We start from the raw sequence: 8,935 nt of genomic DNA on the forward strand, positions 1-8,935 counted from the left end.
GGATCTGATTTCTTTTCTCGGAGGTTCGGTGGCTGGAGGAGGCCGCGGGGAGACCGTGCCGGGCCGGAACATACGACCTGGGCGACCCGCGGGTTCATCGGCGACACAGGCAGCTCGCCAGGCGGCACAGGTCCACGTGCAGGCGTCGGACCAGCCGCAACGGCTCGCAGGGGGAGCCGCCGCTCCCCGATGGCACGGAATCCACGCTCTGCACTATAGAGAGCTCGGAAAAGCCACTCCTTACCCGGCCCCGCCGCCTGTCACCTGCGGCGCAGGTGAATCAAGCCTTCCCGGTGACCTCGGTCACCCCGCGGCGGGGCGGGCACGGGTCAGGACCGTCCGGTCGGTGACACGGCCGCCGACGCCCCCGCGCTCGGGGTCGTGCGGCGGGCCGGCGCGAGCGCCGCGCGTTCGCGGTCCAGCCGGGCCAGCAGCCGGCCGACCTCGCCCGCCGTCAGCGCCTGGCCGACCACCCGGGCCTGCGCCTCGTAGGCGTGCTCCCCGGGAGTGTCGCGGGCCTGCCGCATCCACGCCCGCCATCCCGCGCTGCGCACCGTGCAGCGCAGCACGAGCGAACGGTTGGCGGGCACCGCGCCCGACCCGGTGCAGCTGCCGAGCGTCCGGCCGTCCGCGGTGATGGTCGCGCGGAGCGCCGCGCGCGCCCCCTGCGGCACCGGCCCGCTCTCCGGGACGGTCATCGTCGCGGGCACGCTCACCGTGCAGCCGCTGACGTTCTCGTTGCAGTTGAGGAACGTCAGCTTGCCCGCCCGGAACCGCACCGACGGGTCCGCCGCCCCGACCAGCGCGGCCACCCGCGGCCGCAGCTCGGTGAACACCGGCGCCGGCTGCGTCAGCCGGGTGACCGACAGCGCCGGGTCGCCGTTGCCCGCGACCTGCACGCGCAGCAGCCGGTACGGCGCGGACCTGGTGACGAGGTAGTCGGCCTTCGGCGTCTTCACCCGGTACACGGGCGTGCCGCCGACGTTCTCCAGGGACGCCTTGCCCGACGCCTTGACCAGCGCCCTGGCGATCGACTCGGGGGCCAGCACGTTCGCCACGTCCAGCCCGGGCATCGACTCGGGCGCCTTGCTCCACCGGCCCGCGTAGTTCTCCGGGTGGGCGCTGTCGGTGCCGTACCGGCGCCAGAACGCCGTGTCGGCCTTGATGTACGTGTCGCCGCCCACCGTCACCACGTCGAACTGCCGTCCGCCGAGCGACAGGCGCCCCGTGGCGGCCCCCGACCGCGTCACCTTCAACCGCAGCCGCGCGCTCTGCCCGGCCTCGCCGCGCAGAGCGCCGTCGTACTGCACCACGGCCATGGCCCGCATGTCGCGTCCCGCCCGCACGGCCCATCCCGCCACCGGTGCGTCGGCCCTGGGCTCGTTGTTCTTCCGGGACTCCTCGCCCCCCGACACCAGCACGTACGCCGTCGCACCGCCCGCCAGCACCGCGACGGCGCCCACGCAGCCGACGACGACCCGGGCCGCACGCGACTTTCTCTTCTTCTCGGGGGCCTTCTCCGGTTGCGGCAGCGGTTCGGGAGCCGGCTCGTGCCCCGGGGGCTCGACCGGCCCGCCGGCGGACATCCCCACCCCCGCCACCAGCACATCCCCCGGCTCGGGCGGCACCACCTGAACCCGTCCCGCCACGGCGGACGGACCCGCCGTACCGAACCCGGGCACCGAAGACTGGGCGGACCCGGGATGCGTCTCCGGCTCCGCGCGGGGGTGACGGGGGCCGCGCCGCGGCGGCCCCTCCTGTTCAACGCTCACTCAGCAGACCACTCTGTTCCCGACTTGCCGATGCCAGACATAGAGTGCCGGACGAATCGGGCCGGCGCAGGCACAAGCGCCGATCATCCCGGCCGGGGTACCGGTCACCCAGCGCCGATGCCTCTCTATGACCTACGTCTCAACACCCGCGAACGGATCGGGGCGGCGGCTGAGGAACCCGCGGGAGGCGGCGCCGGCGGACCGGCGCCCCCGTCCCGTCACTCCTGGTCGAGGGCCGACTGCATCCGCTGGATGTCGGAGTCGCTGGCCCCCGACACCTTGAACTGGGCGCTCATGTAGTAGCGGGTCTCGCTGCCGCGCGAGAAGCTGCGCCACGCCGAACCCGTCACGTCGCACGCGACCCATTCCGGCGTCGACGACGACACCGTGATCGACTTGGTGCAGGTGCCGAGCTCGCGTCCCGTCGTGCTGCCCGCCCGCAGCGTGTACCGCACCTCGATCGTGGTCGACGAGGTGGTGCCCAGCGGCGGCCGCACCTGCCCGCGCACCCGGCAGCTGTTGCTGTTGGCCTTGCACGGCGTGTCGTCCCAGGAGACGACGCTGGGCCGGCTGCGCGCGTCGAAGGAGTCCCTCAGCTCCCCGATGCGGCTGCGGATCTCGGAGACCGTCGCGGCCCCGCCGTTGCCGGACTGGACGGTCACGTCCGCCGCGACCCGCGGGTAGGTCGACTCGTACCGCAGCAGCTCTGGGTGGTCGTCGTCATCGGTCAGGTAGAACGACGCCAGGGACGAGGCCACCAGCACCGCCTTGCGGCCGCCGACCGTGGTCTCCCTCTCGGTCAGCCGGTACGACGTGCTCGACCGCATCTCCGACGCCAGCGCCGCCGGCGTCAGCTTCCGCTTGAAGGACAGGTTGATCTCGGTGGAGCTGACCCGGCCCCACTGCTGGCCGTCCTTGAGGTAGTACGGCGTGGTCAGCAGGCTCGTCTGCCGCTGCCAGTAGGACCGGTCCGCCTTGACGAACAGGTCGTCGTCCACCGACAGCAGCGTCATCCGGGACCCGTCGGCGGTGACGTCGCCGAGGATCCGGCCGCCCTTGGTGATCTTCAGTTCGCCGCTGATCCCGGAGGTGGTCGTCCCGAACGAACCCTTGAACGTCATGGCCCGCGCGGACGACAGCCCGCCGGCCGCGGCCCTCAGCCGCTCGGCCGGGGTCGGCTCGCTGCCGCCGCGCACCACGAACACCAACGCGACGGCGATGAGCAGCACGACGACGAGCGCGCCCCCCACGATCAGCGCGATGAACGGGCCGCTGCCGGAGCGCTTGGGCGGCGGGCCCATCGGCGGCTGGCCCATCGGGCCGCCGGGACCCGGCGGCGGGTAGAAGGGCGGCGGCGTGCCGGGGCCCCCGTAACCTCCCGGCCCGGACGGCGGCGGAGTGCCACCGGGCGGCCCGCCCGGCCCGCCGGTTCCAGCCGGACCGGAAGGGTCACCGGGGCCGCCCGGCGCGGGCGGCCAGGAAGGACCGGCGGGGGGATCCCAGCCGGGGGGAGGCGGAGGAGAGCTCATCCGGTCACGTCCTTACAGTTCTTTTGCCCCGTCTATGTCTCAGTGTGCAGTAAAGGGCGCTCGATGGTAGAGAGTGGCCCCGCCGCCCGTAGGTTCGGCCCACCACAGACTTTTCAGAGATACTTGACGGGAGGTTCTCCAGGAGGTCGCCGTGCGGGACTACTTCCACTCCTACGTGGTCGTCGGGGTGCTGCTGCTCGTCGGCGGCGGCGTCGTGGCCGGGGCGCTGGCCGCCAACCGGATGCTGCGCCCGCACCGCCCCACCCCGGAGAAGCTCGCCACCTACGAGTGCGGGGTCGATCCCGTCGGCGGGGACTGGGCCCAGTCTTACGTGCGCTACTACGTGTTCGCCTACCTGTACGTCGTTTTCGCGGTGGACGCGGTGTTCCTGTTCCCGTGGGCCACGGTCTTCTCCGCTCCCGGCTACGGCCTGACCACTCTAGGGGAAATGTTCGTCTTCCTGGGCTTTCTCGCCGCCGGGCTGGCGTACGCGGGCAAGAAGGGCGTCCTGTCGTGGGTCTGACACCGCGCGCAGCCGGTAAGAATGCTGCTGTGACCCCCGACAGCCCCGGACGGGGAGCGTGCCGATGAGCACCGTGGACCTGCCGACCCCCGGCGTGGGACCGCTCGCCAGAGTGGCGCCCAAGCCGATCAAATTCGTCCTGAACTGGGGCCGCCGCTACTCCCTGTGGGTGTTCAACTTCGGGCTGGCCTGCTGCGCCATCGAGTTCATCGCCACCTCGATGAGCCGCCACGACTTCATCCGCCTCGGCGTCATCCCGTTCGCGCCCGGCCCCCGCCAGGCCGACCTCATGGTGGTCTCCGGCACCGTCACCGACAAGATGGCGCCCGCCGTGCGGCGGCTCTACGAGCAGATGCCCGAACCCAAGTACGTCATCTCGTTCGGCGCCTGCTCCAACTGCGGCGGCCCCTACTGGGACTCCTACTGCGTCACCAAGGGCGTCGACCAGATCATCCCGGTGGACGTGTACGTCCCCGGCTGCCCGCCCCGGCCCGAGGCCCTGCTGCACGGCATCGTCCACCTGCAGGAGAAGATCGCAGGCGAGTCCCTCGACGACCGCTACGGCGGTGGCGGCGAACCCGTCGCGCCCCCGCCCCCGCCCCGGCCGCTCTCGGCGACGGTGCTGCGCCGCCCTCTGCAGCCACCCCCCACCACCCCCGACGACGACGCCGCGGCGTCCGACACCAGCACCCAGCCGGTAGAGCCGCCCGCCGACAGCAAGGCCCCGCAACCGGAAGCACCCGAGCCGGCACAACCGGCGAAGCCGACCGAAAAGCGCTGGGTGCAATCCGAAGACGTCAGCCCGACCGCGGTGACGCAGCCCGTGGAGGGTGGTGCCACGCTGCCGCTGAGTTCAGCCGACGAGCGTGCCGGTGCCGCCGGACCGAGCGCTGAGGAGCGTCCGTCGCGGTCTGTTGATGTCGGCGCAGATGAGGTGACGCGGCCGGTTGGGCCGGTTGGCGGGCGTGCTGCTGCTGAATCGAGTGGCGGGACGCGTCCGTTGCCGCGTGGCGAGGCTGGTTCTGGTGGTGCCGCGCTGCCGTTGAGCTCAGCGGACGAGTCTGTCGGTGTCGCTGGGGCGGGTGTTGAGGAGCGTTTGTCGCGGTCTGTTGATGTCGGCGCAGATGAGGTGACGCGGCCGGTTGGGCCGGTTGGCGGGCGTGCTGCTGCTGAATCGAGTGGCGGGACGCGTCCGTTGCCGCGTGGCGAGGCTGGTTCTGGTGATGTCACGCTGCCGTTGAGCTCAGCCGACGAGTCTGTCGGCGCTGCTGGGGCGGGTGTTGAGGGACGTTCGTCGCGGTCCGCTGATGCCGGTCCGAGCGAGGTGACGCAGCCGGTCGAGCCGCGTGACGAGCGTGCAGACGGTGCCAGTGCAAGCGCTGAGGTGCAGCAGTCGGGTTCCGGCGGCGCAGCTCCGACCGAGACCACGCAACCGGCGGAGGCGGCCGAACCGAGTGTTGAGAAGCGCTCGGTGCAGTCCGAGGACGTCAGCCCGACCGCGGTGACGCAGCCGGTGGAGCCGGTCGACGTCGGCGGCCTGGCCGGGGCAGGTGATGAGACGCGTCCGTTGCCGTCCGGTGAGGAAGGGCCGAGCGAGGCTGCGCGGTCGGCGGAGTCGGCCGAGTCTCGGGCTGGTGCTGCTGAACCCGGTGCTGAGAAGCGCTCATCCCGGTCCGAGGGCGTCAGCCCGACTGCGGTGACGCAGCCGGTGGAGCCGGTTGATGAGCGCGGTGCTCGGGCGGACGACGAGACGCGCCCGCTGCCGTCGGGGGAGGCCGGCTCCGGTGATGTCACGCTGCCGTTGAATTCGGCCGGTGAGCGTGCTGAGGCCGCGGAACCGAGTGTTGAGCTGCCGTCCGGGGAAGTGAATCCGACCGCGGTGACGCAGCCCGTGGAGCCGGTCGAGGGCACGGCGCCGGATGAGCCTTCCGCCGATGCGAGGAAGCGGGCCGGGAGGCGCAGGCGGCGGGGGCGTGACGGCGAGCACGATCCGTCGATCATCCCGGGGCTGGCGGACGACGGTGACGACGAGGGCGGACGGAGCGGCCGGTGAGTGCCGAGCTGGCGGCGGCCTGGACGGCGCGGTTCGGTGACGAGGTCAGCACCGAGGAGACGCACGGCGGGCTGGCGGTGGGGGTGCCGCCGGAGCTTTGGGTGGACGCCCTGCTGTTCGCACGCGACGAGCTGGCCTGCGGGTTCTTCGACTGGCTGACGGGCGTGGACGAGCTGACCGAGGGGTTCGCCGTCGTCGCGCACGTGTACTCGCTAGAGCGCGGGCACCACCTGCTGGTGCGCACGCGGGTGCCCCGGGACGAGCCGCGGCTGCCCACCGCCGTCGGCGTCTACCGGGGGGCCGACTGGCACGAGCGGGAGACGTTCGAGATGTTCGGCGTGGTCTTCGACGGGCACCCGGATCTCAAGCCGCTGCTGCTGCCCGACGGGTTCGAGGGGCATCCGCTGCGCAAGGACTTCGTGCTGGCCGCGCGGGTCGCCAAGCCGTGGCCGGGCGCCAAGGAGCCGGGCGAGTCCGGGCACGGCGCGCCGAGCCGCCGCCGGATGCGCCCGCCGGGGGTGCCCGACGACTGGGGGCCGGCCGCAAAGCAGTCGGCCGAGCGGCCGCGCCGGGGGCGCCGACCGGGCGAAGGGCGGGGATCCGGTGCCTGACCTGCTGGAAGTCGTGCTCAAGCTGGTGCTGGTCGCGGCCGCGTTCGCCGTGCTGCCGCTGCTGGTGGGGCAGGCCGAGCACAAGGTGATGGCGCACATGCAGGGGCGGCTCGGGCCCATGTACGCCGGTGCGTTCCACGGGTGGGCGCAGCTGGTGGCGGACGGGGTGAAGTTCGCGCAGAAGGAGAGCGTCGTCCCGCGCGCCGCCGACCGCACGGTGTTCAAACTGGCCCCGGCGGTGGCGATCATCCCGTATCTGCTGGTGCTGCTGGTGATCCCGGTGGGGCCGGACGGGCAGGTCGCGCTCGATCTCGGCATCGGGGTGTTCTTCGCGCTGGCGGTGATGGGCGTCGGCGTGATCGGCGCGATCATGGCGGGCTGGGCCAGCGCCAACAAGTACTCGCTGCTGGGCGGCATGCGGGTGGCCGCGCAGCTGATGTCCTACGAGCTGCCGATGGTGTTCGCCGCCTCCTCGGTGGCGATGGCCGCCGGGACGCTGTCGCTGAGCGGCATCGTCGAGGAGTGGCGCTGGTGGTGGCTGCCGTGGCAGGCGGTGGGCGCGGTGGTGTTCTTCGTCGCCGGGCTGGCCGAGCTGCGCCGTCCGCCGTTCGACATGCCGGTGGCCGACTCGGAGATCATCTTCGGCCCGTACACCGAGTACGGCGGGCTCCGGTTCGCGCTGTTCATCCTGGCCGAGTACGCCGGGATCGTGGTGCTGTGCGCGCTGACCACGGTGCTGTTCCTGGGCGGGTGGAAGGGCCCGTTCCTGGACGCCGAGCTGGGCTGGCTGTGGACGCTGCTCAAGGCCGCCGTGCTGGCGTTCGTGGTCATCTGGCTGCGCGTCAGCTACCCGCGGCTGCGCGAGGACCAGCTGCAGAAGCTGGCCTGGGCGTACCTGGTGCCGCTGTCGCTGGGGCAGCTGGCGCTCACCGGCGTCGTCAAGGTCGCCCTCGCCTGACCGGCGGGGTCAGGGCAGGAAGATGGCGTACTCGGCGAGCTGCGGGAGCAGGCCGGGCGGCAGGTCGACGTCCACCGACATCTCCTCGGCGGAGATGAAGCCGCCCTGCTCCTCGCGGCGCCGCACGATCTTGTCGACGAGTTCGGGCGTCATGCCCGGCAGCGTGGCCAGCGCCTGCGGGGAGGCGTGGTTGACGTCGACCAGGCCGCCGTCGTCGTAGGTGCGCGGCAGGTCGGGGCGGCCGATGCGCAGCTCGTGGGCCAGCGCGGGGTCCTCGGCGGCCAGCGCGCGGGCCTCCTCGCGCAGCTCCCGGCGGTACTGGGCGACGCGCAGCGCGTGCTGGTTGGCGTGGCTGCGCGGGCCGGACCGGGGGAACAGCGAGGGGCGGACGGCGAACGCGTGCACCGTGCCGGCGATCCACAGCATCAGCATCATGGTCCCGGCGATGAACGCGAGGAAGGGGTCGCCGAGCTGCATCAGCGCGAGCACCCCGGCGGTGGCGGCGCCGTAGCCGACGGAGGCCGCCCCCATGTTCCACGAGCGGCGCCTGACCGACGCGTACAGGAACGAGAACGGGGTGCCGAGCCCGAAGGTCAGGAACGGCACGAACGCCCACAGGATGCCGCGGGGTTCGCCGGGCGCGGCGGGCACCGGGACGGCCGGAGGCGGGGGCTGCGGCACGGGAGGCGCGGGGAAAGGCGCACGCCAGCCGGGCGGAGGCACGGGCGGGCGGCCCGGGTGGTGCGGCCGTGGGCGCGGCCGGTGCGCCGAAGGACGGGGCCCGCCCGTGCCGTTCGGATCGTCCACGCCGTGGGTCACGTGGCCTCCTCGCCTGACGGCTCGTCGTCTAGTGAGCTTAGCCGCCGAGCCTCCGGCTGCGCTCGGCTCACGTGTGTTGGACGAACGCCGTCCCCGTTGCGTTCCCCCACGGCGTTTCGTACGCAATCATTGGGGCCGTGGGACGGCTACCAGGAGGCGGGCTGGCCAAGGGGCTGGCGGTGACGCTGCGGACGATGACGCGGCGGTCCATAACGCGCCAGTACCCGGAGGTGCAGCCGGAGCTGCCGCCGCGCAGCCGCGGCGTGATCGCGCTGTTCGAGGAGAACTGCACGGTCTGCATGCTGTGCGCCCGCGAGTGCCCCGACTGGTGCATCTACATCGACTCGCACAAGGAGACGCTGCCCGCCGAGGGCGGCGGACGGCCCCGCACCCGCAACGTCCTGGACCGCTTCGCGATCGACTTCGCGCTGTGCATGTACTGCGGGATCTGCATCGAGGTCTGCCCGTTCGACGCGCTGTTCTGGTCGCCGGAGTTCGAGTACGCCGAGTACGACATCGGCGAGCTGACCCACGAGAAGGAGCGGCTGCGGGAGTGGATGTGGACGGTGCCGCCGCCGCAGGCGCACGACGCGGGGGCCGAGCCGCCGGAGCGGATCGCCGCGGCCGTGCGCGCCGCCGTCCGCCCGGCGCGGGGCGCGGCACGCGGTCC

The 8,935-nt window shown here is 72.7% G+C and carries 9 protein-coding genes; 5 read left to right on the forward strand and 4 right to left on the reverse strand.

All coding sequences use genetic code 11. From position 1 onward, the window contains the following. Positions 1-94: 94 nt before the first annotated feature. From ABD879_RS33000 to ABD879_RS22505, 3 genes are all read right to left on the reverse strand, one after another. Positions 95-214 (reverse strand): putative leader peptide, encoded by a 120-nt coding sequence (locus ABD879_RS33000; RefSeq protein WP_425549649.1) that lies wholly within the window; start codon positions 212-214, stop codon positions 95-97. Positions 215-329: 115 nt separating this feature from the next. Next, positions 330-1,649, reverse strand: a complete 1,320-nt coding sequence (locus tag ABD879_RS22500) for a LolA-like protein (protein WP_345023528.1) — start codon at positions 1,647-1,649, stop codon at positions 330-332. Between the two features lie 341 nt (positions 1,650-1,990). After that, complete coding sequence (locus tag ABD879_RS22505) at positions 1,991-3,088, reverse strand: hypothetical protein (protein WP_345023529.1); 1,098 nt, start codon at positions 3,086-3,088, stop codon at positions 1,991-1,993. A gap of 364 nt (positions 3,089-3,452) precedes the next feature. Here ABD879_RS22505 and ABD879_RS22510 point away from each other — a divergent pair, with 364 nt between their 5' ends. From ABD879_RS22510 to nuoH, 4 genes are all read left to right on the forward strand, one after another. After that, positions 3,453-3,824, forward strand: a complete 372-nt coding sequence (locus tag ABD879_RS22510; protein ID WP_345023531.1) for an NADH-quinone oxidoreductase subunit A — start codon at positions 3,453-3,455, stop codon at positions 3,822-3,824. A 64-nt stretch (positions 3,825-3,888) separates the two neighbouring features. Then, a complete protein-coding gene (gene nuoB, locus ABD879_RS33005) occupies positions 3,889-5,877 on the forward strand; it encodes an NADH-quinone oxidoreductase subunit NuoB (protein ID WP_425549650.1) in 1,989 nt (662 codons plus the stop codon). After that, a complete protein-coding gene (locus ABD879_RS22520; protein ID WP_345023532.1) occupies positions 5,874-6,488 on the forward strand; it encodes an NADH-quinone oxidoreductase subunit C in 615 nt (204 codons plus the stop codon). Before nuoB ends, ABD879_RS22520 begins: the two co-directional genes overlap by 4 nt. Then, positions 6,481-7,446 carry an NADH-quinone oxidoreductase subunit NuoH gene (gene nuoH / locus ABD879_RS22525; RefSeq protein WP_345023533.1) on the forward strand — a complete coding sequence of 322 codons (966 nt, stop codon included), beginning with the start codon at positions 6,481-6,483 and terminating at the stop codon, positions 7,444-7,446. Before ABD879_RS22520 ends, nuoH begins: the two co-directional genes overlap by 8 nt. Positions 7,447-7,455: 9 nt before the next feature. On the opposite strand, the gene ABD879_RS22530 is transcribed toward nuoH, so the two are convergent. Beyond that, complete coding sequence (locus ABD879_RS22530; RefSeq protein WP_345023535.1) at positions 7,456-8,127, reverse strand: ComEA family DNA-binding protein; 672 nt, start codon at positions 8,125-8,127, stop codon at positions 7,456-7,458. A 275-nt stretch (positions 8,128-8,402) separates the two neighbouring features. On the opposite strand from ABD879_RS22530, the gene ABD879_RS22535 reads away from it, so the two are divergent. Continuing rightward, the coding region (locus ABD879_RS22535; RefSeq protein WP_345023536.1) for a NuoI/complex I 23 kDa subunit family protein at positions 8,403-8,935 on the forward strand (533 nt) is incomplete at its 3' end.

The organism is Actinomadura keratinilytica, assembly GCF_039539665.1.
In the GTDB taxonomy this organism is placed as follows: domain Bacteria; phylum Actinomycetota; class Actinomycetes; order Streptosporangiales; family Streptosporangiaceae; genus Spirillospora; species Spirillospora keratinilytica.

Coding starts and splice junctions, on each gene's coding strand:
- ABD879_RS22505 (WP_345023529.1), bottom strand. CDS start 3,088: ATGGGCCAGCCGCCGATGGGCCCGCCGCCCAAGCGCTCCGGCAGCGGC.
- nuoB (WP_425549650.1), top strand. CDS start 3,889: ATGAGCACCGTGGACCTGCCGACCCCCGGCGTGGGACCGCTCGCCAGA.